Consider the following 24803-nt stretch of genomic DNA (forward strand, 5'->3'; position numbering starts at 1 on the left):
CATACTTTCAACCTTAGGCCTCCTCGCCCCCCCTGTCAACATCCCCACGTGGTATCATGTCCCGCCGGCGGCCCCTTTATGCCAGAGCCCATGTTTCGCCTCCGCTACCGAAGCCCAGGGCAGGAAACCCTCCTGCTTCCCCTGCCCCAAAGCCTTCCCGGGCAGAAAGTGGGGAACCTCTTCCTCTCCCGGCGGCCCGAGGAGGTGTACGAGGCCCAGGGGAACCTCCTGGCCCGCTTTTCCCTCTCCGAGGGGGAGGTCCTCGAGGTGCGCTTTCCGCTGAAGACCGAACCCCTAAAGCATCCTCCCCCTTGGGGGAAAACCCTCCTCTTTGAACCCCCGGAGGCCTGGCCCGGCATCCTGGCCCACAAGGGACACAAGGTGGAAAGGGCCTTTGGCTTTCTCCTCTCCGGCCAGCCCCACGCCTGGTACCTGGTGGACGGGCTTCCCCTGGATCCCCTTCTCTACCAAACCCTCCAGGAAAACCCCACCCACCTCCTCCCCCTGGGGGTAGCCCCCGAGCCCCACCTCTACCTGGGAGGGCACGAGGGCAAGCGGCTCCTCCTCTTAAGAACCCCCTGGCCAGGAGGAGAGGAACCCCTGTGGCAGCAGCTCCTCCCCCTGGGGTTCCAACCCTTGCCCTTCCTCCGGGGAGTGGCCTTTGCCAGCCTGGGGGTTTCCGCCTTGGGCCTGGCCACCGGCCCTTGGTTCTACCTTCCCTACCTGGGGGCGCTGATCCTACAGCAAGGACCCGCCTTCAAAAGGCTTTTCCTGCGCAGCCCTCGTCACGCTTTGGAAAGCCTCCTATTCCACGCCTTCGCCCTTTCGGTAACGGTAAACCCTAGGCCGGAGCTGGGCCTGGGGTACCTGGTCCTCTTTCTCTGGAACCGGCTCAAGCCCTCCGCCGCAACGTCACCAGGATCTCTCGAGGAAGCCTGACCTTCCCTGGAGGCTCGGGAAACAGAAGGGCAGCCCAGGCCTTTTCCTTCAAGCACCGTTCACCCTCCTGTATAGCGCGGTATATAATGCCCCCGAACCCCCGATGGGCCAAGGTCAGCCCGAAGGGCTACCTTGCGGGCTCAAAGCGCGGGGCTTAGGAGGTAAAGCATGGCCAAGGTTAGGCTGGAGCACGTTTGGAAGCGCTTCGGCAAGGTGGTGGCGGTCAAGGACTTCAACCTGGAAACCGAGGACGGGGAGTTCGTGGTCTTCGTGGGGCCTTCGGGCTGCGGCAAGACCACCACCCTGCGGATGATCGCTGGCCTCGAGGAGGTCTCTGAGGGCCGCATCTACATCGGTGACCGCCTGGTGAACGACGTGCCCCCCAAGGACCGGGACATCGCCATGGTCTTCCAGAACTACGCCCTTTACCCCCACATGAACGTCTACGAGAACATGGCCTTCGGCCTGCGCTTAAGGCGCTACCCCAAGGACGAGATCGACCGCCGGGTGAAGGAGGCCGCCCGCATCCTCAAGATCGAACACCTTCTAAACCGCAAACCCCGGGAGCTTTCCGGCGGCCAGCGCCAGCGGGTGGCCATGGGCCGGGCCATCGTGCGGGAGCCCAAGGTCTTCCTCATGGACGAGCCCCTTTCCAACCTGGACGCCAAGCTCCGGGTGGAGATGCGGGCGGAGATCGCCAAGCTGCAAAGGCGTCTTGGGGTCACCACCATCTACGTGACCCACGACCAGGTGGAAGCCATGACCCTGGGCCACCGCATCGTGGTCATGAAGGACGGGGAAATCCAGCAGGTGGACACTCCCCTAAACCTCTACGACTTCCCCGCCAACCGCTTCGTGGCGGGTTTTATCGGTAGCCCCTCCATGAACTTCATCCGGGCTGGGGTGGAGGTGCAAGGGGAAAGGGTATACCTGGTGGCCCCGGGCTTCCGGGTCCGGGCCAACCCCGTCCTGGCCCAAGCCCTGAGGCCTTACGGGGGCAAAGAGGTCTGGATGGGTATCCGCCCCGAGCACCTGGGCCTTAAGGGCTACACGGTGATTCCCGAGGAGGAAAACGTCATCCGGGGCGAGGTGGAAGTGGCCGAGCCCCTAGGGGCGGAAACCGAGATCCACGTGAGCGTGGACGGCACGGTCTTGGTGGCCAAGGTGGACGGCCACGCTCCGGTGAAACCCGGGGATAGGGTGGAGCTTCTGGCCGACACCTCCCGCCTCCATGCCTTTGACGTGGAAAGCGACCAGACCATCGGCCACGCCCAGGAACGGGAAGCGGTGGCCCGCTAGGAATAGGCCTTTGGGCGGGGGATGTCCTCCCCCGCCCTTATCATGAAAGGGTGAGCCGGCAAGATAAGCCCTTCATCATAGGGATCGGTGGAGGAGGTGCCTGCAGCAAAACCCTCACGACCCGGCCCCTGGTTAGGGTGAAGCCCACACACCTAGGTCTTGTGGAACCCACCAAGCGGCATGCGGACGTGACCCTGCCCGGTGGCGGGCAAAACCCGGTGGCTTTGGAGATGCTCAAGGCCAAAGCCTTGGCCCGCCTGGCGGAGATGGGGGTGGCATGAAAAGGTTCCTCCACCTCCTCCTCCTCCTGGCCTTGGTGCCCTCCCTCCTGGCCCTCCTACCCCGGCTGCGGGTGGAGCGGCCAGGCCCTGTAGTGCTCCTCCTGGATGCAGAAGCCCTGCGGGAGGAGGCCCAAAGCCAAGGGCAAAGCCTTTTAGAGGCGCTGGAGTCCTACCGTCCCCTGGGGGTCAGAGGGGTGGCCTTCCCGGAACGATTTGTGAAGGACTGGGTGGGCCAGGGGGAACTTCTTTACCGGACCGGGAGGGAGCTTTTGGAAGCGGGGCTACCCGCCAAACCCAACTGGTACTACCTCCGGGGCAATCGGGAACTTCTTGAGCTCTTACAGACGGCCTATGACCTTCCCCATGAATGGGTGGGTCCTTGGCTGGGCTTCCCCCTGGATGTCCAGGCCTTCCCTGCCTTTTATCCCCTGGAGGAAATCCGGGCCGCCAAGGAAGCTGGGTTTTTCGTGGCGGTCCGCCCCATCAACCAGCGTTACCGCCGCCTGGATGCTTCCCTGCCCATCGTTCCCAAGGAGGCGGACGCCGTGGTCTTCGCTGGCCTCGAGGCCCTGGGTTACCCCTACCGCCTGGAGGAAGCCCGAGAACGAGTCCCGGTACCCGTGGCCCTCATCGAGGGCACGCCTCAGCCCGGGCTTGCCGCCTACCGGGAAAAGGGCATCCTGAGGCTTTTTAGCCTGCGGTACGAGTGGCAGCTCACCCTGACCCCCGAGGAGGCCGCGGACAAGTATGTGCTGGCCGCCCGGGAACGGGGCCACCAGCTCCTCTACCTCCGGCCCTACCCCTACCGCCAGGACACGGAGCGCCTCCTCAAGCGGATCCAGGAGGGCCTAGAGGCCAGCCACATTCCCCTGGGCCATCCCGTGGTCCGGGAGTTCACGCCAAGCTCCCTCCGCCTGGCCGCCTGGGTGGGGGTGGTATCGGGGCTAGGGCTTTTGGCCCTGGGGCTATCCGTGTACGGGCCGGGGGTGGCCTTCCTCCTTCTTCTCCTGGCCCTGGGGTATGCGGGAAGCCAGGCGGGAGCCCTTCTAGCTGCTTTGGTCTTTCCCGTGCTGGGCTTCCTGGGTCCCAGGAATGGCCTCTGGATGTGGCTTCGCACCCTGGGCTACGCTCTGGCCGGAACGGTTTTCCTCTCGGCCCTGGGCTCCACCCCGGAGACCATCCTGGGGCTGCAAGCCTTCAAGGGCGTTTCCCTCACCCTCCTGGTGCCTCCCCTCCTGGTGGCCTTCAGCTTCCTAGACAGGAACTACAAGGAAACCCTGACCCGGCTTTTCCTGCATCCCCTGCGCCTGGGGGAGGTGGTCCTGGCAGGGGTGGCCCTCGCCCTCCTCCTCCTGGCCCTCCTGCGCCGGGGCAACGAGGCCCCCTTGGTCCCGGACCTGGAGCTGAAGCTTAGGAGCCTCCTCCAGGACCTCATGGTGCGCCCCCGCTTCAAGGAGGTCTTCGGCCACGCCCTCTTCCCCCTGGCCCTCCTCCTTCCCTGGCCGAAGTGGGTGCAAAACGGCCTCCTCTTCCTTGCCGCTCTCGGGGTGGCCTCCATCCTAAACACCTTCAGCCACTTCCACACCCCCCTTCCCATCTCCTTCTTCCGGGTGGCGAACGGCGCGCTTTTGGGCCTCTCCCTCGGGCTTCTCGGGGTTATGCTGGTAAGGAGGCTTCGGGCATGGTGGTTGGGGTAGCGGGGTACTATGGGTTTAAAAACGCCGGGGACGAGGCCATCCTCGAGGCCATCGCCCGGGAGCTGAAGGCCCGGGGGCACCAGGTTCTGGCCCTTTCCGGCGATCCCAAACAGACCGCCAAGGAGCACGGGATCCGGGCCGCCCATCGCCTAAACCCCTTGGCCCTTCTCCAGGCGGACCTCTGGCTTTTGGGGGGCGGAGGGCTTTTGCAGGACGCCACCAGCTCCCTAAGCCTTCTTTACTACCTGTCCGTGCTCCGGACTGCCCGCTTCTTCCGCAGGAGGGTGGTGGTATTCAACCAGTCCCTCGGCCCCCTCACCCCCTGGGGGGAAAAGCAGGTGAAACGGGCCTTGCGGGGCGTGCCCATAATCCTTCGCGACCAGGATTCCTGGGAGTACGCCAAGAATCTGGGCCTTTCCCCCGCCTTGGGTGCCGACCCTGCCCTCCTCCTCACCCCGCCCCCTGTAAAGCGGGAAGAGGACCTGGTTCTCGTTATTCCCCGGGCTGGGGTGGACCAGGAAGCCCTCACCAACCTCTACATCACCGCCAACCACCTGGTGCACGAGGGAAGAAGGGTGCTGGTCCTCCTCCTCCAACCCGGATACGACGACGAGGTCATCGAGATCTTCCGCCTGCACCGGGTGGAGAAGACCGCCGATCCCAGGCGGGTCCTCTACCTGGCCGCCCAGGCGGGGTACGTGATCTCCATGCGCCTGCACGGCCTCATCCTGGCCGCGGCCGCCGGCACCCCCTTCGCCGCCCTTTCCTACGACCCCAAGGTGGCCGCCTTCGCCAAGGAAACCGGGGCCTACTACCAGGAACTCCCTGGGGATCCCATCAAGCTTTCCAAGGCCGCCATGTACGGCCGCTACCCCGACTGGGAAAAGGTGGCGGCCCTGAAGGAAAGGGCCCGGCAGAGCTTTGACCTGGCCCTGGGGGAGGCCAGCCTGGTCAAAAAGACCCACGGACGCGGCTCAAGCGGCTCCTAAGTCCCTGGGCGAAGGCCTCGAGGTCGGAAAGCGCTTCCTCCACCCCCTGCCTCAAGAGGAACTCCCCTGGGGAAAGGCGCTTGAGCACAAGGAAGGGAGGCTGGGAAAGCACCTCCACCCCCTGGCGCACCACCTCGGGGATGAGGCCTTCCTCCAAGGCCTCCGCCTCCAGATCCGCCAGCAAAAACACCTCCCCCATGGACTTGCGGGAAAGCAAGAGGAGGAAGGCGGCGAAGGCCCCGCGCTCGGAAAGCTCGGCCACCAGCCGGTCCTCCAGGGACTCCACCGCCTCGAGGTCCACAAAACCTTCCCGAAGAAGGTCCTCCAGGTCCAAAGGCGAAAGGGGAAAGCGGGCCTTAAGGCGCACCAGGCGGCTCACCGCCTCCGGGGAAAGGTATCCCACTCCCTCCGGCACCCCTTCCTTCTGGGATTCCGGCGCCAGGATGGCCACGTACGCCCCTTGCTGGCGGTAGGACTTGAGCAGGCTGGGCTCCCCTTCCCCCGGACGCAGCAACACCAGAAGCACTTGGCGGCGCCCCAAGGGGGCTTTGTACACCCACGGCGGGCCACCTTCCAGGAGGAAGCCAAGCCGCCTCAAGTCCTCGGTAACCCCAGGGGGCTCCAAGGCCCTTTGCGGCTCGTTGGGGAAAAGCACCTCCTTGGGATAGGGTGTCACCCGTACCCGCCGCTTCTCCGGCTTGGGATCCCCTATCTCCTTGGATTCCTTCCCGGAAGCAGCCGGCCTCGCCTCCCGCCTCTCGGGCTGGGCAGGCTCCCTGGACTCCGCCTGCCCAAGCCGGGGGAGGCCCCTAGGGGTGGCCTTGAGCTCCACCTCCTCCCCGCGGAAGTGGAGGAGGATGGTCTCGTTCACGGCAAGGCGGCGCTTTTGGTAGTAGGGCAGAAGCCCCCGCACCACCCCCTGTTTCCAGTCCACCTCCACCTCGTACACCTCCCCATCCTCGTCCACGAAGCGCACCCGCTCCTTGCCGAGGAGATGCTGGCGGAGGGAGACGGTTAGGGCCATGGTTCCCGTTTGAATACAGGTGCTGGTCAGCACATAGCGTGCGGTCATATCACCTCCCGAGGTCCACCAAGGGACGGGGAATCCCTGAAGTGAGCATATAATACACCTCGTAGGCCACGGCGAGGGTGCGCTCCACATCCCCAAGGGCCCGGTGGGCTTCCCTGGGAGGAAGCTCCAGGACCTGGGAAAGAGCGTCCAGGCCGTAGCGCCTGAGGCCAGGCATGGCCCTTTTGGCCAGGCGGAGGGTGTCCACCACCGGGTTCTCCAGGGAATAGCCCATGCCCTCCAGGACAGGCCGCAGGAACCCCAGGTCAAAGCTGGCGTTTTGGATGACCAAGGTGGCCCCCCGCAAGAGGGGGTAGGCCTTCTCCAGAACCTCCTCGAGGGAAGGAGCCTCCTCCAGCTCCCAAGCGCGAATCCCCGTAAGCCTCTCGATAAAGGGGCTGGGAGGGCGGCTCGGGCGCACCAGGCTCTGAAAGCTCCTGCGCTCTCCCTGCTCCAGCCGCACCAAGCCCACTTCGATCACCTCGTTGAGGCCGGGGGAAAGCCCGGTGGTCTCCAGGTCCAAGACCACCACCGCCTCCCCGGGATAGGGGAAAGGGTAGTGCCACTCCCAAAGCCCCACCTCCTCCCCCAAGCGGAAGCGCCCGTCTAAGAGGGGCCGCACCACGGGCTCCACCGGACCCCTTAGCCCCAGGGCTTCCCCCAGGGCGGGAAGGGGCAAGGGCCTGCCCTCGGCCCTGAGCCTTCGGGCCAAACGGGTGGCCAAACGGTGGCGAAAGAAAGCCTCCACTACAAAGCCTCGCCCAAGGGGGTACGAAGGAAAGCCCGGTCGGTAGCTTCTTCAAAAGCCAAGGCCGCCTGCAGGAGGAGTTCATCCCTCGCCCAGGGAGCGAAAAGCTGAAGGCCCACGGGAAGGCCATCCTCAAAGCCGGCGGGGAAGGATAGGGCGGGGAGGCCCGCCAGGTTAGCCCCCACGGTGTAGAGGTCCTCCCGGTACATGGCCAGGGGATCGGGCCTGCCTCCTAGGGGAAAGGCGGGATGGGGGGTGGTGGGGAGGAGGAGGAGGTCCACCTCCTGGAAAAGGGCCTGGGCCTCCGCCTTAAGCCGCCTGCGGAAGGCCTGGGCGCGGCCGTAGTAGGCCTCGTAGTACCCGCTGGACAGCACGAAGGTGCCCACCAGGATGCGGCGCTTCACCTCGAGGCCAAACCGGGCCCGCGTCTCCTCCACCACCCGCCACAGCTCCTCCCCTTCGGCCCGATAGCCGAAAAGGGTCCCGTCGTAACGGGCCAGGTTGGAGCTGGCCTCCGCAGGGGCCAGGATGTAGTAGGCGTTTAGGGCCAGGGGCAGGGAAGGCCAGGAGACCTCCTTCACCTGAAGGCCAAGCCCCCGGAAAACCTCCAAGGCCTGCCGCAAAGCCCCCTCCACCCCGGGGCTATTCCCGGAAAGGGCCTCCCGCACCACCCCAAGCCGCAAGGAGGGCAGGGGCTCCGCCAGGGCCTCCTGAAACCGGGGCTTCAGGTTCAGGCTGGTGGCGTCCAAGGGATCGGGACCGGAGATGGCATCCATGATCAGGGCGAGATCCCGCACCGAGCGGGCCATGGGGCCGATCTGGTCCAGGCTCGAGGCGTAGGCGATAAGGCCATAGCGGCTTACCCGGCCATAGGTGGGCTTAAGGCCGTAGATCCCGCAGAAGGCCGCAGGCTGGCGCACGCTTCCCCCGGTATCCGACCCCAAGGCCAAAGGCGCCAGATCCGCCGCCACCGCCACCGCGCTTCCCCCGCTGGACCCCCCGGGCACCCGGGTGGGGTCAAAGGGATTCCGGCTGGGGAAAAAGGCGGAGTGCTCGGTGGAGGAACCCATCCCGAACTCGTCCAGGTTGGTCTTGCCTATGACCAGGGCGCCAAGGGCCTTTAGCCGGGCCACCGCCGTGGCCTCGTAAGGGGGCAGGAAACCCTCCAGAAGCCGGCTTCCCGCCGTGGTAGGGATTCCCTTGGTGACGATGTTGTCCTTAACCGCCACGACAAGCCCCGCAAGGGGAAGGGAAGGATCCAGGGAACGGGCCTCCTCCAGCACCCCCTCGTTTACCGTGAGGAAGGCTCCAAGGCCTGGGTCCAAGGAGCGGATCCGCTCCAGGTAAACCTGGGCCACCTCCAGGGGAGATACCTCCCCTTGCGCCACCTTGGCGCGGATCTCGTGGGCCAACATGCCCCTACTATAGCCCGAAGTGGAGATCAAGCCAGTCCCGAAAGCCCCGGTAAGCCTCCTCCCCTCCCCTCGGCAAATAGGTGACGTCCCCGGGTTCGTGGCGGAACCAGGTGTACTGCCTTTTGGCGTAGGCCTTCACCGCCCGGATATCCCGGGCCAGGGCTTCCTCCAGGCTGTACGCACCCTGAAGGTACCCCACCACCTCCTTGTAGCCGATGGCCTGAAGGGCGGTCGGCATGGCGGGGTACCGCTCCAACAGGCGCTTCACCTCCTCCACCAGACCCCGGGCGAACTGGCGCCTGGCTCTTTCCTCCAGCTTGGGAAAAAGCCAGGTGCGCTCAGGCCAGAGAACCAGTTTCCTGTAGGCGAACCGGGGTGGGCGAAGGGGAAAGCGGGCAGGGGGCGTTCCCGTGCGCCTTACCACCTCCAAGGCCCGCACCAGCCGCCTGGGGTTCCTATCCACCCGCAGGGCATCCTCCAGGCTAACCCGGGAAAGCTCGGCCACCAAGGTCTCAAGACCCCTTTCCTCGAGCTCCCGCCAAAGGGCCTCTTGGACCTCTGGATCAGGCGGGGGCAGGGTGGGAAGCCCCTGGGAAAGGGCCCGGATGTAGTACCCCGTCCCCCCGACCACCAAAGGCACCTTTCCCCGGGCCAGGATATCGGCGATGGCCGCCTCCGCCAGCTCCACCCAGCGCACCACGCTCAGGGCTTCGGAGGGCTCCAGGATGTCCACCAGGTGATGGGGAACCCTTTGCCTTTCCTCCGGACTGGGCTTGTCCGTGCCGATGTCCAGGCCCCGATAGACCATGGTGGCGTCGGCGGAAACCACTTCGAGGGGAAGCTCCTCCCCAAGCCTCAAGGCCAGGAGGGTCTTCCCGCTCCCCGTGGGGCCCGCCAGGACCGGGATCGCCTCCACATCCCTTATGCTAAGGGCATGCTGGAGCGCTTAGACCGCCTGGAGACCTTGCGCAAGCTGAAAGAGCTACAGGAGCGCATCGCCGAGCTGGCCTACCAGCTCACAGGGGAGGAACCCGCCGCCTGGACCCCCAAGGTGGACCTCCTCGAGGACGAGGACCACTACGTCCTCCTCGTGGACCTCCCCGGGGTGCGCCCCGAGGATTTGGAGCTTCTGGAGGAGGGAAGCCGCATCACCCTGGCCGGGATCCGCCATCCCTTGCCCGGGGTCTACCTCCTGGAGGAACGGCCCATGGGCACCTTCCGCCGCACCCTGGACCTGCCCGGCCCCATCGAGGAGGGCACCGCCCAGGCCAGCCTGCGCCAGGGGGTACTGGAGGTACGGTTCAAGAAGCGCAAAGGGGCTCCCCTGCCCCTCTCTCAGTAGCGCACCTGGTGGCAGGCCCGGCAACGGGGCTCGTAGTGCTCCTTGGCTCCCACCAGGATCACGGGGTCCGTGTAGCGGGCGGGCTTTCCGTTCACCAGGCGCTGCGTGCGGGTGGCAGGAGCCCCGCACTGGGCGCAGATGGCCGTAAGCTTCTCCACGAACTCCGCCCGGGCCAAAAGCTCCGGCATGAGGCCGAAGGGCTCACCCCGGAAGTCCAAATCCAACCCCGCCAGGATCACCCGTACGCCCTGGCGGGCCAGATCCTCCGCCAAGGGGAGCAGGCCGGCATCCAGAAACTGGACCTCGTCCACCGCCACCACCTGGGGCAAGGGGGATAGGTACGCCTCAATTTCCCTGGCCTCGCCCACGGGGATGGCCTCTACCCGCTGGCCGTCGTGGCTCACCACCTGGCTTTCGTGGTAGCGGGTGTCCAGCCGGGGCTTGAACACCAAAACCCGCTGCCGGGCGATGAGGGCCCGCTTGACCCTGCGGATGAGTTCCTCGCTCTTGCCCGAGAACATGGGCCCGGTGATAACCTCAATCCAACCCTGGCGGTGCAGTACCGGGGGCATCCTGGCCCAGATTCTACCCGGGCATAGGGTATACTTTCTCCAAAATGGGTGCCTTGGACCGGGTTCGGAGGACGCTGGAGGAAGGCTCCGATGAGGAGGCCCTGGCCTTTCTCCGCCACCCCCCCTCCCCTGAACCCCCACGAAGAGGCCCTGGCCCACGCGTATGACGGGGAGCTAGCGGAGGGAGCGATCTTGGGGAAGTGGGGACGATCAAAGCACACCTGCCCCCCTCCCCAATAGAAGTGCTGGGAATAAGCCGAAGGCTACCGCCACGGGCAACCTTGTTCCTGACCCTAACCACAGAAGCGGCGAGGCCTTAAAGGGCCTCGCCGCAGACCAAAAACCTGCCCTTACCGTCCCTTGCGGTAGGAATCCCCGTAGCGGCGCTGGAAGCGCTCCACGCGGCCTTCCGTGTCCACAAAGCGCTGCTGCCCCGTGTAGAAGGGGTGGCAGCTGCTACAGACCTCCACGTGGATCTCCGGGCGGGTGGAGTAGGTGTGGATGACGTTGCCGCAACCGCAGATGATGCGGGCGGGAACCAGCTTGGGGTGGATGCCTTCTTTCACGTTTCGCCTCCTTTCGCACGGTCTTGGCCGTGCGCAAAACCATCTCCTACTCTACCAGGACCCCGGGGCATCCCGCAACCTCAAGGCGGGGGCAGGCGGCGCCACCTGGGTCCGAAGAGGCGGCGGCGTAGCCGCTCCCAGGCCACCCAAAACACCCCTACCCCCAGGCCCAAAACCGCCAGGAGCCAGAGAATCCCCAAAACCCCAAGCCCCACCAGGGCGAAAAAGAGGAGGAGAAGGGGCAGGTACCAGGGAAGCCTCACGCCTTCACTTTACTCCCTAACTGGACTAGAATAAAGGATGCCCCAGGACAGGGGGGCGGTCGCGCCCGGGAGCCGAACCTCCCGGGTGAGGAAAGTCCGGGCACCATAGGGCAGGGTGCCAGCTAACGGCTGGGCGGGGTAACCCGACGGAAAGTGCCACAGAGAAAAGACCGCCAGCGGCCAGGCCACGGCCTGGTGCGGGCAAGGGTGAAACGGTGGGGTAAGAGCCCACCGCGCCTCCTGGAAACAGGGGCGGCACGGCAAACCCCACCCGGTGCAAGGCCCAGTAGAGGGGAAGGGCTTGCCCGGCCCGCCACAACCCCTGGGATGGGCCGCTTGAGGCCGGCGGCGACGCCGGTCCCAGAGAGATGACCGCCGAAAACAGAACCCGGCTTACGCCCTGTCCTGGGGCTCCCCAAGCTTCGGCTTGGGGTTTTTCTTTGCATCCGGGGTGGGAATAAAGTGGGACATGAGTGGGACCTAGTGGAAAACTGTGGGGAATCCGTGCTATACTCCTGGGCAAGAACTCCTCTGCGGGTAAGGCTCCAAACCGGACGCCCAAGCCCAGCCAGCCCCAGAGGGTGGGACCAGGTGGGAAATGCCCTTCGGCGAGTACCAGTACAGCCTGGACGACAAGGGGCGGGTGGTGATCCCCGGCCCCTTCCGGGATTTTCTCGAGGACGGCCTGGTGCTCACCCGCGGAATGGAGGGCTGCCTCTACGTCTTTCCCTCGGACCGCTGGCGCAAGATTGAGGAGCAACTGGTCAACCTCCCCCTCACCGACGCCCAGGCCCGGGCCTTCGTACGCTTCTTCTACTCTGGAGCCCACAAAACCCGCATGGACAACGCCTCCCGGGTCCTGATTCCCCCGCCCCTCCGCCAGTTCGCTGGCCTCAAGGAGGGGGGTGAGGTGGTGATCGCCGGTGCCCCGGGACGGCTGGAGATCTGGAGCCAGGAACGCTGGTGGAAGACCATTGAGGAGATCATGCAAAACCCCCCGGCCCCCGAGGCCCTCAAGGGGCTTATCGGATAGGAGACTATGGACGCCATTACCGAGCACATTCCCGTTCTTTACGAAGAAGTTCTAAACCTCCTGCAAGTCCGCCCGGGGCAGGTGTACGTGGACGCTACCTTGGGGGGGGCTGGGCACACCAAGGGCATCCTGGAACGCGGAGGCCTGGTCATCGGCCTGGACCAGGACCCCGAGGCCGTGGCCCGGGCAAGGGCCATGGGGCTCCCTGGGCTCAGGGTTTTTCAGCGAAACTTCCGCCATCTAAAGGAAGTCCTCCAGGAGGCAGGGGTTAGCCAGGTGGCGGGCATCCTGGCGGATCTAGGGGTGAGCAGCTTCCACCTAGAGGACCCCAAGCGGGGCTTCAGCTACCAGAGGGAAGGCCCCCTGGACATGCGCATGGGAGAGGAGGGCCCCACCGCCTACGAGGTGGTGAACACCCTTCCCTTGGAAGACCTCCGGCGGATCCTGCGGGACCTGGGGGAGGAGAAGCAGGCCCATCGCATCGCCAAGGCCATCGTGGAGAGAAGGCAGAAAGCCCCCATCCGCACCACCCTGGAGCTGGCCGAGGTGGTGCGGCGGGCGGTGGGCTTCCGGAAGGCGGGCCACCCAGCCCGCAAAACCTTCCAGGCCATCCGGATGTATGTGAACGACGAGCTGGGTGCTCTGGAGGAATTCCTTAGGCAAGCCGAGGAGGTCCTGGCCCCTGGAGGAAGGCTTCTGGTCATCACCTTCCATTCCCTGGAAGACCGCGTGGTGAAGCGCTTCCTGAAGGAAAGCAGCCTTAAGGTGCTCACCAAGAAGCCCATCACCCCAAGCCCAGAGGAGGTAGCGAAGAATCCCAGGTCCCGTAGCGCCAAGCTCAGGGCGGCGGAGAAGGAGGTGGCCTGATGCACCGCCAAGGAAGCCTGGGCACAACCCTTCGCTTCGGCCTCCTCTACCTCTTAGCCCTTCTCTTGGTCTTCGCCGTGGGCCACCGCAACCAAATGGAGAAGGCGCACCTGGCCAAGATGGAGGAGGAGCTCACCAGACTAAACGCCCAGGAGGAAGCCTTGCTCAAGGAGAGGTGGCAGGCCACCGAGCCCCATCGGGTGCTCTCCTGGGCCAAGGAAAAGGGCTTCGTGCCCATGAGCCAAGGGAGGTGGGCGGAGTGACCGTAGGGGTAAACCGGGTCTCCTGGGTTTTTCTGGGGTTCGCCCTCTGGATGGCCCTCTTCGGCTTGGGCCTTTACAGCCTCATCGCCCGCCCTCCAAGGCTCTCCGCTCCCCTGCCTCCCGCCGCTCCCCCTCGAGGCACCCTGTATGCCCAGGATGGCACCCCCTTGGCCCTGGACCTCAAAGAAGGGCGCTACTACCCCTTGGGAAAAAGCGCCAGCCAGCTCCTGGGCTTCGGGGAACGGGGCACGGGGAAGGGGCTTGAGGGGCTGGAACGGGATTTGAACGGGGCCCTGGAGGCGGGCCGCTCCTTCACCCTCACCCTGGACCCCTGGATCCAAGCCCTGGCAGAGAAGGCCCTCTGGGAGGGCCTGGCACGAAGCCGGGGAGCCTTTGGCACCCTGCTGGTCATGGACCGGGAAGGCAACCTCAGGGCCGTGGCCAACGGGCCAGCCTTTGATCCTCTAGCCCCCAGGGGGGATCCCAACCGGGACATCTCCTGGCGGAACCACGCCTTTCTCGTACCCCTGGAGCCCGGCTCCACCATGAAGGCCCTCACTGCTGCCATGCTCCTGGAGGAAGGAGTAGCCAGCCTCACCACCCGCGTGGAAGCCCCCATGCAGCGGGTGGTGGACGAATGGACCATCCGGGACGTCATTCCTCACCCCCCCATCCTCACCCTGACCGAGGTGCTTCGCTACTCCTCCAACGTGGGCATCAGCCTGCTGGCCGAGGCCCTGCCCAAGCAGGTGTTTTACCGTTATATGGAACGTCTACACCTCACCGATCCCACCCCCCTGCCCGGGGTAAGGGTGGCTAGCCCAATCGTTACCCCTCCCCACACCTGGAGCCCCGCCGCCTACGCCAACCATACCTTCGGCCAGGGTTTCCTTATCACCCCCCTTCACCTCACCGCTGCCTTCAACACCCTGGTGGACGGCCTCTACCGCCCACCCAGGCTCTTCGCCCACCAGAAAGGCCAGGCGGAGCGGGTCTTTTCTCCCACCACCGCCAAGGCCATCCGCCAGGCCCTGCAAGAAGGCCTTGCTCCCCGTGCCTCCCTGGCAGGGTACCCCTTGGCGGGCAAAACCGGAACCGCCCAGGTGGTGGTAAACGGAAGGTATTCCCAGGAAGTCTTCACCGCTTGGTTTGCCGGCTTCGTGCCCGGGGATGAACCCCTCTACACCGTGGTGGTGGCCGTCCACCATCCCAAAGGAGAGATCCACGGTAGCCTGGTGGCCGCCCCCATCTTCCGGGAGGTGGCCGCCGGGCTCTTGGCGTACCGGGGCGTACCCCCCTATGCTGAAGGGCGGTGAGTGGCTTGTGTATCTTCATCATGTTAGGGAAGTAACGCCGGAGTGGGTGGCCAGGGCCACCGGCGGAAGGCTTCACCCTGGGGGAAAACCCGTGCGCGACCTCCACTGGGATAGCCGCGAGACCACCCCCGGCAGTCTCTTCGTGGCCTTGCCCGGGAAACGGGTCCATGGACGGGAGTATGTGGACGAAGCCCGGGCCAAAGGAGCCCACCTGGTCCTCTCCGACCGTCCAGGACCCGCCACGGTGGAGGTGGCGGACACCCACCAAGCCCTTCTCCGCCTGGGAAGGGCCTTGCGGGAGCTCTTTCCTGGCCAGGTGGTGGCGGTGGGAGGCAGCTCGGGTAAAACCACCACCAAGGAAGCCCTGGCCCAAGGCTTGGGGTTCCCCGCTCCCCCCGGCAACCAGAACACGGCCCCGCCTCTTGCCCGCTTTCTCCTGAGGCTGGATCCCCAGGCCCCGGGTTGCGTGGTGGAGCTCGGGGTAGATCGGGTGGGCGAGATGGCCGAGCTCATGGGCCTGGCTAGGCCGCACCTTGCGGTGCTTACCGCCTTGGGAGAGGAACACCTGGAAGCCTTCGGCAGCCTCCAGGGAGTGGTGGAGGAAGAAGCAGGCCTGCTGTCCGCCCCCCAGGCCTTGGTAAGCCTCCAGGCGGCGGAGGTCCTGGAGCGCTTTGGCCTGGGCCGGGGCCTCCCCACTTACGGCTTTGGCGAGGCCACCTTCCGGGGAGAGGACCTGAGGCTTCTCCTTCACGAAAGCCGCTTCCGCTACGGGGCCCTCGAGGTCCATATCCCCTACCCCGGTATAGGCCCGGCCCTGGCCGCCTTGGCCGCCTTGGGGGTGGCGGAGATGCTGGGCCTGGATCCCAAGGAAGTGGCGGAGAGGCTAGCCCACCTGGTGCTTCCCCCGGGGCGGATGGAGCGGCGGGAAAAGGATGGGGTGGTGTTCTTGAACGACGCGTACAACGCCAACCCCCTTTCGGTGAAAGCGGGCCTGGCCTGGCTGGCCCTGCAACCCGGCAGGAAGTGGGTGGTCTTGGGAGAGATGCGGGAGCTGGGAGAGGAAGCCCTAAGGCTTCACCTGGAAGTGGCCAAGGAAGCAGCCCGGTTGGGCCTTAAGCCCCTGTACCTGGGCCCCTACGCCAAGGACCAGGCCTCCTTAGGCGGGGAAGCGGTGGAAGGCCTCGAGGAAGCCGTAGGTTGGCTCAAGGAACGGGTTCAGCCTGGGGACCTGGTCTACCTGAAGGCCTCGAGGAGCGTGGGCCTGGAAAGGATTCTGGAGCTATGGGACGCCTGAACGCCCTGCCCCTTCTCGCCCTCCTCAGCGCCTGTGCTCCCCTCCAGGCCACCGCCCCCCTGCTTCCCTACCCAGGCGGCTTCGCCGAGGGAGGGTGGGTGACGGGCCGCTTCTTTGTGGCCCTGCCAGGGGCTCCCCTCTTGCTGGATGCTGACCAGCAAAGCTTCTATGCCGCCTACCCGTACCAGCTTCTCATCTACCGGGATGGTCTTTGGCAAAGCCTTCCCCTGCCGGGCATCCCACGATTTCTTAGGGCTTCTTCAGGGAAAGTGGTGGTGGGGCTAGGAGAAGGCGTGTACACGGAGGAAGGATTTCTCCCCTACCCTGCCCGGGACGCCGCCTGGAGCCAAGAAGGGCTCTTCTGGGTAGGAGAAAAGGGGCTTTACCGGGAAGCCATCCTTCTCCGCCCGGGGGCTTTCTCCCAAGTGGTGGCCTTGGACACCGGGGTGGTAGCCCTGGGCCAGGAAGCCTACTTCTACCCGGAAGGCCTCCTCCTCCCCCTGCCCCAGGTTGTCCGCAAAGCCCAGGCCGGGGCCTGCGGGGTGGTGGCCCTCATGAAGGGCTGGGTCTACTTGGTGCGGCCCGAGGGAGCCAAACCGGTGGCGGAGGCCCAGGACTTTGCCGCCTGGGGAGAAACCCTCTACCTCATCCCGGGCAGGCGGGTGGTTTCCTGCAAGGAGGTGGTATGGCCCTAGCCCTTCTCCTCTCCTGGTTCCTCACCGCAGTCTGGATCGTGTTCATGAGAAGCCTGGGCCTGGGCAAGAAGGTGCGTACCGACGGGCCTCAAAGCCACCTGGCCAAGCAGGGTACCCCCAGCATGGGGGGTGTGGCCTTCCTCCTGGCGGGCTTTCTGGCCTACAGCCTGATAGGGCGGGACGGGTTCGCCGGCCTTTGGCTGCTGGGCCTGGGCTTCGCCCTCCTGGGGCTTTTGGACGACCTAGCGGGAAGCCTCGCCCGGCCCCTAAGGGCCCGCGAGAAACTCGCCCTGCAAACCCTCATGGCCCTGATCTTTGCCCTTTGGGCAGTGCGGCAGGTGGCCTACACTCCCTGGCCCCTTGCGGATGTGCTCCTTATCCTCCTGGCGGTGGTGGGCGCGGCCAATGCCTTCAACTTCACGGATGGCCTGGATGGGCTTTTAGCCAGCATCGCCGCCGTGCTCCTTCTTCCCTTTTACCCTTACCCCTTTGCCCAAACCCTCCTGGGCGCCCTCCTGGGATTCCTCTGGCACAACGCCCCCCGGGCCAAGGTCTTCATGGGGGACACGGGAAGCCAAGCCCTGGGGGCCATACTGGCCGGGCTTTTCACCCTTACGGGAAAGCTTTGGCTTCTACCCTTGGCAGGCATCATCCCCGTACTGGAGGTGCTCTCCGTGGTGGTTCAGGTCCTCTACTTCCGGAGGACGGGGAAGCGCCTTCTGCGCATGAGCCCCCTGCACCACCACCTGGAGCTTTCCGGATGGGAGGAAAGCAAGATCGTCTTCCGCTTCACCGTCCTCACCGCCTTGGCCACGGCCTTGGCCTTCAGCCTGGGGGGAGGAGCATGATCCTGGTCTATGGGCTGGGACGAAGCGGACTTGGGGTTCTGCGCTTCTTGAGGAAGCGGGGACTCCCCGCCCGCTTCTACGACGACCGTCCCAAGGAAATGGAGGTGCAGGAGGCTTTGAACCTGGGCTTCACCCCGGACTGGAACCTGGAGGGGGACTACCCGGAGGTGGTGGCCGCCCCCGGGGTACCCCTCTCCCACCCCCATCTCGAGGCCCTGAAGGCCCGCGGGGCCCTGATCCTTGGGGAAGCGGAGCTGGCCTACCGCCTCTCCCCCACCCCCATCATCGGCATCACCGGCACCGCCGGCAAAACCTCCACCACCCTCTTCACCGCCCACCTCCTTAGGGGGCAGGGGCTTAGGGCCCTCGAGGGGGGCAACGTGGATCCCCCCCTGGTGAGCGTGGTGGACGAGGCCGAGGTGGCGGTGGCCGAGCTTTCCAGCTTCCAGCTGGAAAGGATCCACGCCTTCCGCCCCCGGGTGGCGGTCCTCCTCAACCTGGGGGTGGACCACCTGGACCGGCACGGAAGCGTGGAAGCCTACCACCAGGCCAAGCTGAACCTCCTCAAGAACCTCACCCCCGAGGACGCCCTGGTCTACAACGAAGGGGACCCCAAGGTGCGGCAGGCGGCCCTGGCCTCCCCTGCCCGGCTCTACCCCTTTACCCCCGGGAACTCCCCCAGGGAAACCAACCTGAGGGCGGCCCTCGAGGCGACCCGGGCCTACCTGGAACTCCTGGGCCGCCCCTTGAACACCGATCTTCTTCAAGAAAGCTTAAAAACCCTCCCCTCCCCTCCCCATCGCTTCCAGATCTTTGCCAGGAAGGGGGAGGTGGTTTTCATCGATGATTCCATCGCCACCCGCACTCCCTCGGTGGCCGCTGCCCTGGAAGCTGCCCCGGCCCCCATCGCCTGGATCCTGGGTGGGGAGGACAAGGGAGCCGACCTCGAGCCCCTACGCCCCCTCCTTTCCCGGGTACGGGTGGTTTTGGCCATCGGCCGGGATGGCCCCAAGATGGCCGAGGCCTTAGGGGGTGGGGTGGAGGTGGTGGTCCTCCCCCAGGCCGATGGGCGGGCCGCCCTACGGCAAGCGGTGGCCGAGGCCTTAAAGCGCCTGGAACGGGGAAGCGTCCTCCTGGCTCCCCTGGCCGCCAGCTTCGATCAGTTCAGGGACTACCAGGACCGCGCCCAGGCCTTCCGGGAAGCGGTCTACGCCCTAGGAGGTGAGCCATGGACCCCGTCCTCCTCTTAAGCGCCCTTCTCCTCATGGCCTTCGGCCTCCTGGGCGTGGGGGTGGCCGAGCCAAACCTCCTCCCAAACCATCTCCTTCGCATCAGCGTGGCGCTTGGGGCCATGATCCTGGGCCTTCTCCTGCCTCCCGAAAGGCTCCTTCGCCATGCCCGCTTCCTGCTTGTCGCCACCATGGTTCTCCTCGTGGCGGTCCTCATCGTGGGAAGCGGCCCAGGAGGAGTACGGCGGTGGTTTTACCTGGGGCCCTTAGCCTTCCAGCCCTCGGAACTCGCCAAGGTGGTGCTGGTCTACTACCTGGCCTCCTTCGTGGGGCGAAAGGGAAACGACTACCCCATTGTGGGCGCCGCGGGCTTGGTGGGCCTCGCCGCAGGGTTGGTGCTGGTGGAACCCGACTTCGCCACTGCCCTCTTCCTGGTAACCCTGGCTGGCCTCCTCTTTATCCTTGCGGGGGTACCCTGGCGGAGGCTCATCATGGTGAGCCTGGCGGGGGCCATGGCCCTAGCCCCCTTCTCCGGCCTCTACTTCGCCCGCTTCCGCTATGTGTCCGAGCGTTTCACAAGCTTCTTGGATTATCTCCAGGGCGAAGCCAACCCTTCCCAGACCGCCTACCAGGTTCTCCAAGCCCAAAAGGCCTTGATCCTGGCCGGTCCCCTTGGCCAGGGTCCTTCGGGCAACCTGCCGCACCTGCCCGAGGCCCACAACGACATGGTCTTTGCCAGCGTGGTCTTCGCCACCGGCTGGCTGGGAGGGTTCATGGTGCTCTTGCTCTACTTCCTTCTCTTCGCCCGGGGACTCTCCCTGGCCCTCAGGCTTCCTGGACCCTTGGGGTTGGTGGCCATGGGCCTTACCCTTTACCTCACCCTGCAGGCCGCCTTGAACATCGGGGTGACCGTGGGATTCCTGCCGGTCACGGGGGTACCTCTCCCCCTGGTTTCCTATGGGGGAAGCTCCCTTTTGGTTTCCGGCTTCGCCGTGGGGGCCCTGATGCGCCTGGCCCGGGAAGCGCCCAGGAAGGGGGTGGGGCCATGGTCCTCCTGACCGGGGGCGGAACCGGGGGGCACCTTTTCCCCGCCTTGGCGGTGGCGGAGGAACTTAGGAAGCGGGGCCTCGAGGTCTTCTACCTGGGAAGCCAAGGGGGCCTCGAGGCCCGCCTCCTCCCCGAGACCTCTATCCCCCACGCCTTGATCCCCGCAGGCAAGCTGGACCGGAGTGCCTTCAAACCAAAGGAAGCCCAGAAACTCCTCCTAGGCCTTGGGGCCGCCTGGCGGCTTCTCGCCGAGAGAAGGCCCAGGGCCATCCTCTCCACCGGAGGGTATGCCGGGTTTCCCGGGGCCATGGTGGGGGAACTTAAGGGGATTCCCGTCCTCCTCCACGAGCAAAACGCCAAGCTGGGTCTGGCCATAAGGCTCCTCGCCCCCATGGCCCGGGGTCTTGCCCTCTCCGTGCCGGTAACCCTTTCCCCTGGGCTTGCCCGCAAGGCCCGGGTCACCGGTTACCCCGTGCGGGAGGTACGCTACCCCAAGGCCGAGGCCAAGGCCAGGCTGGGCTTTCCCCCGGACAAGCCCTTGCTCCTCATTCTCGGGGGAAGCCAGGGCAGCCTGGAACTCAACGAGAAGCTCCCTCCCCTGCTGAAACCCCTAAACCTCCCTGTCCTTCACCAGCTGGGGGAGCGCTGGCTGGAGCGCTACCGGCATCTGGAGGAAGAGGACTACCGGGTTGCGGGGTTCGTGGACACCCCCTTGGCCATGAGCGCCGCGGATCTCCTCCTCGCCCGGGCCGGGGCGGGCACCCTGGCGGAAGCCGCCTACCACCGCCTGCCCGCCTTGCTGTTTCCCCTTTCCCCCAGCCTGGACGGAGGTGCCCAGGCGGCCAACGCCCAAGTCTACCGGCAGGCAGGCGGGGCGGAGCTTGGGGATCTGGCGAGGCTTGCCAAGCAGGTGGAAGGGATCCTGTCCCACCCCGAGCCCTACCGGGAGGGTATGGCCCGCCTTTCCCCTGAGGGCGCCGCGGGCAGACTTGCAGATTGGCTGGAGGAATTCCTATGACACGGGTACACATCATGGGCCTCGAGGGAGTGGGCATGAGCGCCTTGGCCCGCCTCCTACTGGGAGAAGGAATAGAAGTAACCGGGTGCGACCTAGCCCCTGGCCGGCGGGCGGAAAGCCTAGGGGTCCCGGTCCATAGGGGCCACGATCCTGCCCATCTCCGGAAGGAGGACACCCTGGTGGTTCCCACCCCCATCTCCCTGGACCACCCCGAGGTGGAGGAAGCCAGGCGCAAGGGAATGCGGGTGCTGAGGAGGATGGAGCTTCTTGCCCATCTGCTAAGGCAAAGACCCTCCTTGGGGGTCACCGGTACCCACGGCAAGACCACCACCACGGGGATGCTGGCCAGCATCCTCCTGGCCGCGGGCCTGGATCCCTGGGTGCTCCTCGGGGGCGAGCTCTCCCTCCTACCTGGAAACGCCCGCTTCGGCCTCGGCCCCCGCCTGGCGGAGGTGGACGAGTCCGATCCCCTCTTCCAGGAGGTGGAGGTGGCGGTGGCAGTGGCCACCAACCTCGAGGCGGACCACATCGCCCCCGCCGGGCAAAGGGCCCCCAACTACCATGCGAGCCTGGAGGAGTTGGAAAAAGCCATGCGGGGCTTTTTGAGCAGGGCCAAGACGGTGGTGGTGCCCACCTTCGACCCCAGGCTTCTAAGGCTTTCCCAGGGACTCCCCAGGAAACTTTTCGGAGAGGGAGGGGACCTTTGGGCCGAGGAAACCGAGCTTGGACCCACGGGAAGCCGTTTCCAACTCGTGTACCAAGGCCGGACCCTGGGGGAGGCTAGGCTCCAAGTCCCGGGCGCTCACAACGTGCAAAACGCCCTGGCTGCCGCCTTAGCCGCCCTAAGCTTCGGGGTGGAACCCAGGGCCATCCTCGAGGGCCTGGCCCTTTTCCCGGGGGTGGGGCGCCGGTTCCAAAAAATTGGGGAGGTACGGGGTGCATGGGTGGTGGACGATTACGCCCACCACCCCACGGAGGTGAAGGCCACCTTGGCCACCGCCAAGCTCCTGGGCCGCCGGATACGGGTGCTCTTCCAACCCCACCGCCTCCTCCGTACCCAGGAGCTTTGGGAAGGCTTTGCCGAGGCCCTATCCTCCGCGCACGAGGTGGTGGTTCTTCCCGTGTACACCGCGGGGGAAAAGGCGGGTATCTCCCCCGAAGCCCTTTCCCGAAGGATCGCCGAACGGCTTCTGGCCCTGGGGAAATCCGCCCGTTTTCTGGACAAGGAGGAGGCCCTGGCCTACGCCAGGGCCACCGCCGCTCCCCAGGACCTCTGGCTCACCTTGGGAGCAGGGGACGTGACGGAACTCGCCTGGAGGCTCGTCCATGAGGGTTGAACGGGTGCTTCTCAAGGACTACACCACCTTAGGGGTGGGAGGCCCGGCGGAGCTTTGGACCGTGGAAACCAAGGAGGACCTCCTAAAGGCCACGGAGGCTCCTTACCGGGTCCTGGGGAATGGCTCCAACCTTCTGGTAATGGACGAGGGAGTGCCCGAAAGGGTGATCCGCCTTGCAGGGGAGTTCGCCACCTATGACCTAAGGGGCTGGGTGGGAGCGGGAGTCCTCCTTCCCCTCCTGGTACAGGAGGCAGCCCGCCAAGGGCTTTCCGGCCTCGAGGGCCTCCTCGGCATCCCCGCCCAGGTGGGAGGTGCGGTCAAGATGAATGCGGGCACCCGGTTTGGGGAGATGGCGGATGCCCTCGAGGCAGTGGAGATCTTCCACGAGGGCCGTTTTCACATCTACCTCCCCCAGGAACTGGGCTTCGGCTACCGCCAAAGCCGCCTCCCCCCCGGGGGCATCGTGACCCGGGTCCGCCTGAAGCTGAAAGAGCGCCCCTTGGAGGAAATCCGGCGGCGCATGGCCGAGGTGGACGCCGCCAGGAAGGGCCAGCCCAAGCGGAAAAGCGCCGGCTGCGCTTTCAAAAACCCCCCAGGCCACTCCGCAGGAAGGCTTATAGACGAACGGGGCCTCAAGGGCCTCAGGGTGGGCGACGCCATGGTATCCCTTGAACATGGAAACTTTATCGTTAATCTGGGACAAGCCACAGCTAGGGACGTGTTGGAACTCCTAAAGCGGATCCAGGAAGAACTGCCCCTGGAGCTGGAGTGGGAGGTGTGGCCTTGAGGTTTAGTCGCTTTTTCACAGGGAGAGATTAAGATGTGGGCGATGAGGCTTCTGCTGGCCTTGCTTCTCGCCGCCACCTTATATGTGGCCAGCCTGGTGCTCTTCCCCGTGGAACACATCGTGGTGATAGGCAACAAGCATTTAAAAACGGAGGACATCCTTGCCCGCACGCAGCTCCATGTTGGCGAACCCTGGCTTTGGATCCGCTCCGACCGCCTCCAAGGCCTTCGGCGGGATCCCTGGGTGGCAGAAGCCCGGCTGGAGAAGCCTCGGATAGGAGAGGTTCGCCTGATCCTCAGGGAGCGGGAACCCTTCCTTCCCCTGACGGACGGCAACGCCTTGGCTACCGATGGGACCGTGCTTCCAGGAGGGGCCCGCATGGCCAAGGGCCCTCAGGTGGAGGGCCAAGGTCCCCTGCCGGTCCAAGACCTCCTCGCCTTAGCCCGCGCCTATCCCGAGGCCACCCGGCTGCGCTACACGCCCGCCGGGTTTTGGGTGGAAACACCCCAGGGCGTGGCCTTTGCTCCGGAAGCTCGGCTTCTAGTAAAGTATGCCCAGGCGGGCGCACCAAAGGGCAGGGTTTACCTGTATTCTTGGGGGGTGAGTGTAAGCCCATGATTATCGCTGGATTGGACGTCGGCACCAGCAAGGTCACCACCGTGATCGGGGAACTGGCCCCCGATGGCGTGCTGGACATCATCGGCGAGGGCAGCGTGCCCTCCCAGGGCTTGAAGCGGGGCGTGGTGGTCAACTTGGAGCGCACCACGGAAGCCATCCGCCAAAGCGTCCACCAGGCGGAGAGGGTAGCTGGGGTCAAAGTGGAGCAGGTCATCCTGGGGGTAGGAGGACCCCATCTCAAAAGCGTGACCAGCCATGGCCTGGCCGCCATCCGCCGGGGCCAGAGCATCAGCGCCGCCGACGTGGAGCGGGCCATAGAGCAGGCCAAGGCCTACCCCTTTGATGCCGACCTGGAGCTTCTGCACGCCCTGCCTCTGGAGTTCAAGGTGGACGGCCAAGAAGGCATCCGCGATCCCGTGGGCATGGCGGGAGTACGCCTCGAGGTGGACGTGCACTTGGTGGCAGCCGGCCGGGGACCCTTGGCCAACCTGCGCCGAGCCGTGGGGGAAGCAGGTTTGGCGATTGAGGCCCTGGTGGCCCAACCCCTGGCCAGCGGCCTCGGCGTGCTGTCCCCCGAGGAGGAACACATGACTGTACTCCTCCTGGACGTGGGTGGAGGCACCACCGAGGTGGCGGTCTTCCGGGAAGGCCGTCTGGCCCACTCCTCCGTTCTGCCCTTGGGTGGGGACCACGTAACCCAAGACATCGCCCAGCTCCTCAAGATCCCCTTTGAGGAGGCGGAAAGGGTGAAGCGCAAGTACGGGGCGGCCTTGCCGGAACTGGCGGATCCCGAGCTGGTTCTGGAGATCAACCAGGAAGGAGGGTCCTTGGGCGAGGTGCCCGCCCCCGAGCTCGCCCGCATCATCCGCCCCCGCCTGCGGGAGATCCTGCACCTGGCCCGTCAGTCGGTGGACGAGGCCTTAGGGCCCTTGGAAATCAAGGTCAATCGGGTCATCCTCACCGGGGGAAGTGCCCTTCTTAAGGGTTTCGACCTCCTGGCAAGGCAGCAGTACAGCCTCCCCGTGCGGGTGGGCAAGCCCCATGGGGTCTCCGGCCTCACCGACGTGGTGGCTACCCCCGCCCATGCCACCGCCGTGGGTTTGGTCCGGTACGCCACCACCTTGCCCCTCACCGCACCCGAGGCCCGGAGGGCCAGGGAAAGGAGGGAAAGGCGTGAGGAACAAGCTAAGGGTGAGGGCCTTTGGGCACGGATCAAGGAGATTCTGAACAACTTGTTCTAGTTCTGGATTTATTGGGGGGAGGAGGCAGAG

26 protein-coding genes, 1 other RNA gene and 1 pseudogene are annotated in these 24803 nt (G+C 65.6%); 21 read left to right on the plus strand and 7 right to left on the minus strand.

What is annotated here, in order from left to right:
* Positions 1-90 precede the first annotated feature (90 nt).
* From G584_RS0101195 to csaB, 5 genes and pseudogenes are all read left to right on the plus strand, one after another.
* The gene (locus G584_RS0101195) at positions 91-939 is read left to right on the plus strand and encodes a hypothetical protein (protein ID WP_028492972.1); all 849 of its coding nucleotides are present in this window, start codon (positions 91-93) and stop codon (positions 937-939) included.
* A gap of 168 nt (positions 940-1107) precedes the next feature.
* Positions 1108-2238, plus strand: coding sequence for an ABC transporter ATP-binding protein (locus tag G584_RS0101200; RefSeq protein WP_028492973.1), 1131 nt, complete (start codon positions 1108-1110; stop codon positions 2236-2238).
* 128 nt (positions 2239-2366) lie between these two features.
* Positions 2367-2519, plus strand: a pseudogene (locus G584_RS0101205) (uridine kinase); the annotation flags it as partial.
* A complete protein-coding gene (locus G584_RS0101210) occupies positions 2516-4216 on the plus strand; it encodes a DUF5693 family protein (protein WP_028492975.1) in 1701 nt (566 codons plus the stop codon). The pseudogene G584_RS0101205 and the gene G584_RS0101210, both read left to right, overlap by 4 nt.
* On the plus strand, positions 4201-5205 hold the full coding sequence (csaB, locus tag G584_RS0101215; protein ID WP_028492976.1) for a polysaccharide pyruvyl transferase CsaB: 1005 nt from the start codon (positions 4201-4203) through the stop codon (positions 5203-5205). Before G584_RS0101210 ends, csaB begins: the two co-directional genes overlap by 16 nt.
* Here csaB and G584_RS0101220 read toward each other — a convergent pair.
* The 4 genes from G584_RS0101220 to miaA are packed head-to-tail and all read right to left on the minus strand — an operon-like array spanning position 5168 to position 9353.
* Positions 5168-6277, minus strand: a complete 1110-nt coding sequence (locus tag G584_RS0101220; protein WP_028492977.1) for a hypothetical protein — start codon at positions 6275-6277, stop codon at positions 5168-5170. The genes csaB and G584_RS0101220 overlap by 38 nt on opposite strands.
* 1 nt (position 6278) lies before the next feature.
* A complete protein-coding gene (locus tag G584_RS0101225; protein ID WP_028492978.1) occupies positions 6279-7022 on the minus strand; it encodes a 3'-5' exonuclease in 744 nt (247 codons plus the stop codon).
* Entirely contained in the window at positions 7022-8437 is a 1416-nt protein-coding gene (gene gatA / locus G584_RS0101230) for an Asp-tRNA(Asn)/Glu-tRNA(Gln) amidotransferase subunit GatA (RefSeq protein ID WP_028492979.1), read from the minus strand. Before gatA ends, G584_RS0101225 begins: the two co-directional genes overlap by 1 nt.
* A 7-nt stretch (positions 8438-8444) precedes the next feature.
* Positions 8445-9353 carry a tRNA (adenosine(37)-N6)-dimethylallyltransferase MiaA gene (gene miaA, locus G584_RS0101235; RefSeq protein WP_028492980.1) on the minus strand — a complete coding sequence of 303 codons (909 nt, stop codon included), beginning with the start codon at positions 9351-9353 and terminating at the stop codon, positions 8445-8447.
* A gap of 18 nt (positions 9354-9371) precedes the next feature.
* Here miaA and G584_RS0101240 point away from each other — a divergent pair, with 18 nt between their 5' ends.
* Entirely contained in the window at positions 9372-9779 is a 408-nt protein-coding gene (locus G584_RS0101240) for an Hsp20/alpha crystallin family protein (RefSeq protein WP_015717323.1), read from the plus strand.
* Here the strand turns inward: G584_RS0101240 and G584_RS0101245 are convergent.
* The 3 genes from G584_RS0101245 to G584_RS0101260 form a co-directional block, all read right to left on the minus strand.
* Positions 9773-10351, minus strand: a complete 579-nt coding sequence (locus G584_RS0101245) for a thymidine kinase (RefSeq protein ID WP_028492981.1) — start codon at positions 10349-10351, stop codon at positions 9773-9775. The two genes, G584_RS0101240 and G584_RS0101245, sit on opposite strands and share 7 nt — an antisense overlap.
* Before the next feature lie 350 nt (positions 10352-10701).
* Positions 10702-10917, minus strand: a complete 216-nt coding sequence (gene rpmE / locus G584_RS0101255) for a 50S ribosomal protein L31 (protein WP_028492982.1) — start codon at positions 10915-10917, stop codon at positions 10702-10704.
* Positions 10918-10997: 80 nt separating this feature from the next.
* On the minus strand, positions 10998-11180 hold the full coding sequence (locus G584_RS0101260; RefSeq protein WP_028492983.1) for a hypothetical protein: 183 nt from the start codon (positions 11178-11180) through the stop codon (positions 10998-11000).
* Between the two features lie 43 nt (positions 11181-11223).
* On the opposite strand from G584_RS0101260, the gene rnpB reads away from it, so the two are divergent.
* The 15 genes from rnpB (at position 11224) to ftsA (ending at position 24773) form a co-directional block, all read left to right on the plus strand.
* An RNA gene (gene rnpB / locus G584_RS12335) (RNase P RNA component class A) lies at positions 11224-11592 on the plus strand.
* A gap of 186 nt (positions 11593-11778) precedes the next feature.
* Positions 11779-12213, plus strand: coding sequence for a division/cell wall cluster transcriptional repressor MraZ (gene mraZ, locus G584_RS0101265; protein WP_015717328.1), 435 nt, complete (start codon positions 11779-11781; stop codon positions 12211-12213).
* A gap of 6 nt (positions 12214-12219) precedes the next feature.
* Entirely contained in the window at positions 12220-13080 is an 861-nt protein-coding gene (gene rsmH / locus G584_RS0101270; protein ID WP_028492984.1) for a 16S rRNA (cytosine(1402)-N(4))-methyltransferase RsmH, read from the plus strand.
* Positions 13080-13343 (plus strand): hypothetical protein, encoded by a 264-nt coding sequence (locus tag G584_RS0101275; protein WP_038050621.1) that lies wholly within the window; start codon positions 13080-13082, stop codon positions 13341-13343. The genes rsmH and G584_RS0101275 overlap by 1 nt, the downstream gene beginning before the upstream one ends.
* Positions 13340-14659, plus strand: coding sequence for a peptidoglycan D,D-transpeptidase FtsI family protein (locus G584_RS0101280; protein WP_028492986.1), 1320 nt, complete (start codon positions 13340-13342; stop codon positions 14657-14659). The genes G584_RS0101275 and G584_RS0101280 overlap by 4 nt, the downstream gene beginning before the upstream one ends.
* Positions 14643-15953: a UDP-N-acetylmuramoyl-tripeptide--D-alanyl-D-alanine ligase gene (locus G584_RS0101285; RefSeq protein WP_028492987.1), complete on the plus strand. Its 1311-nt coding sequence runs from the start codon at positions 14643-14645 to the stop codon at positions 15951-15953. Before G584_RS0101280 ends, G584_RS0101285 begins: the two co-directional genes overlap by 17 nt.
* Positions 15941-16648 carry a hypothetical protein gene (locus tag G584_RS0101290; protein ID WP_028492988.1) on the plus strand — a complete coding sequence of 236 codons (708 nt, stop codon included), beginning with the start codon at positions 15941-15943 and terminating at the stop codon, positions 16646-16648. Before G584_RS0101285 ends, G584_RS0101290 begins: the two co-directional genes overlap by 13 nt.
* Positions 16639-17496 carry a phospho-N-acetylmuramoyl-pentapeptide-transferase gene (locus G584_RS0101295; protein WP_028492989.1) on the plus strand — a complete coding sequence of 286 codons (858 nt, stop codon included), beginning with the start codon at positions 16639-16641 and terminating at the stop codon, positions 17494-17496. The genes G584_RS0101290 and G584_RS0101295 overlap by 10 nt, the downstream gene beginning before the upstream one ends.
* Positions 17493-18746, plus strand: coding sequence for a Mur ligase family protein (locus G584_RS0101300; RefSeq protein ID WP_028492990.1), 1254 nt, complete (start codon positions 17493-17495; stop codon positions 18744-18746). Before G584_RS0101295 ends, G584_RS0101300 begins: the two co-directional genes overlap by 4 nt.
* The gene (locus tag G584_RS0101305; RefSeq protein WP_028492991.1) at positions 18725-19783 is read left to right on the plus strand and encodes an FtsW/RodA/SpoVE family cell cycle protein; all 1059 of its coding nucleotides are present in this window, start codon (positions 18725-18727) and stop codon (positions 19781-19783) included. The genes G584_RS0101300 and G584_RS0101305 overlap by 22 nt, the downstream gene beginning before the upstream one ends.
* Positions 19771-20790, plus strand: coding sequence for a UDP-N-acetylglucosamine--N-acetylmuramyl-(pentapeptide) pyrophosphoryl-undecaprenol N-acetylglucosamine transferase (locus tag G584_RS0101310; protein WP_028492992.1), 1020 nt, complete (start codon positions 19771-19773; stop codon positions 20788-20790). The genes G584_RS0101305 and G584_RS0101310 overlap by 13 nt, the downstream gene beginning before the upstream one ends.
* Complete coding sequence (gene murC, locus G584_RS0101315) at positions 20787-22127, plus strand: UDP-N-acetylmuramate--L-alanine ligase (RefSeq protein ID WP_028492993.1); 1341 nt, start codon at positions 20787-20789, stop codon at positions 22125-22127. The genes G584_RS0101310 and murC overlap by 4 nt, the downstream gene beginning before the upstream one ends.
* The gene (locus G584_RS0101320) at positions 22117-22914 is read left to right on the plus strand and encodes a UDP-N-acetylmuramate dehydrogenase (RefSeq protein ID WP_028492994.1); all 798 of its coding nucleotides are present in this window, start codon (positions 22117-22119) and stop codon (positions 22912-22914) included. Before murC ends, G584_RS0101320 begins: the two co-directional genes overlap by 11 nt.
* Before the next feature lie 33 nt (positions 22915-22947).
* Complete coding sequence (locus G584_RS0101325; protein WP_028492995.1) at positions 22948-23532, plus strand: FtsQ-type POTRA domain-containing protein; 585 nt, start codon at positions 22948-22950, stop codon at positions 23530-23532.
* Positions 23529-24773, plus strand: a complete 1245-nt coding sequence (ftsA, locus tag G584_RS0101330; protein ID WP_028492996.1) for a cell division protein FtsA — start codon at positions 23529-23531, stop codon at positions 24771-24773. The genes G584_RS0101325 and ftsA overlap by 4 nt, the downstream gene beginning before the upstream one ends.
* Positions 24774-24803 lie beyond the last annotated feature (30 nt).

It is taken from the genome of Thermus antranikianii DSM 12462 (assembly GCF_000423905.1).
Taxonomy (GTDB): domain Bacteria; phylum Deinococcota; class Deinococci; order Deinococcales; family Thermaceae; genus Thermus; species Thermus antranikianii.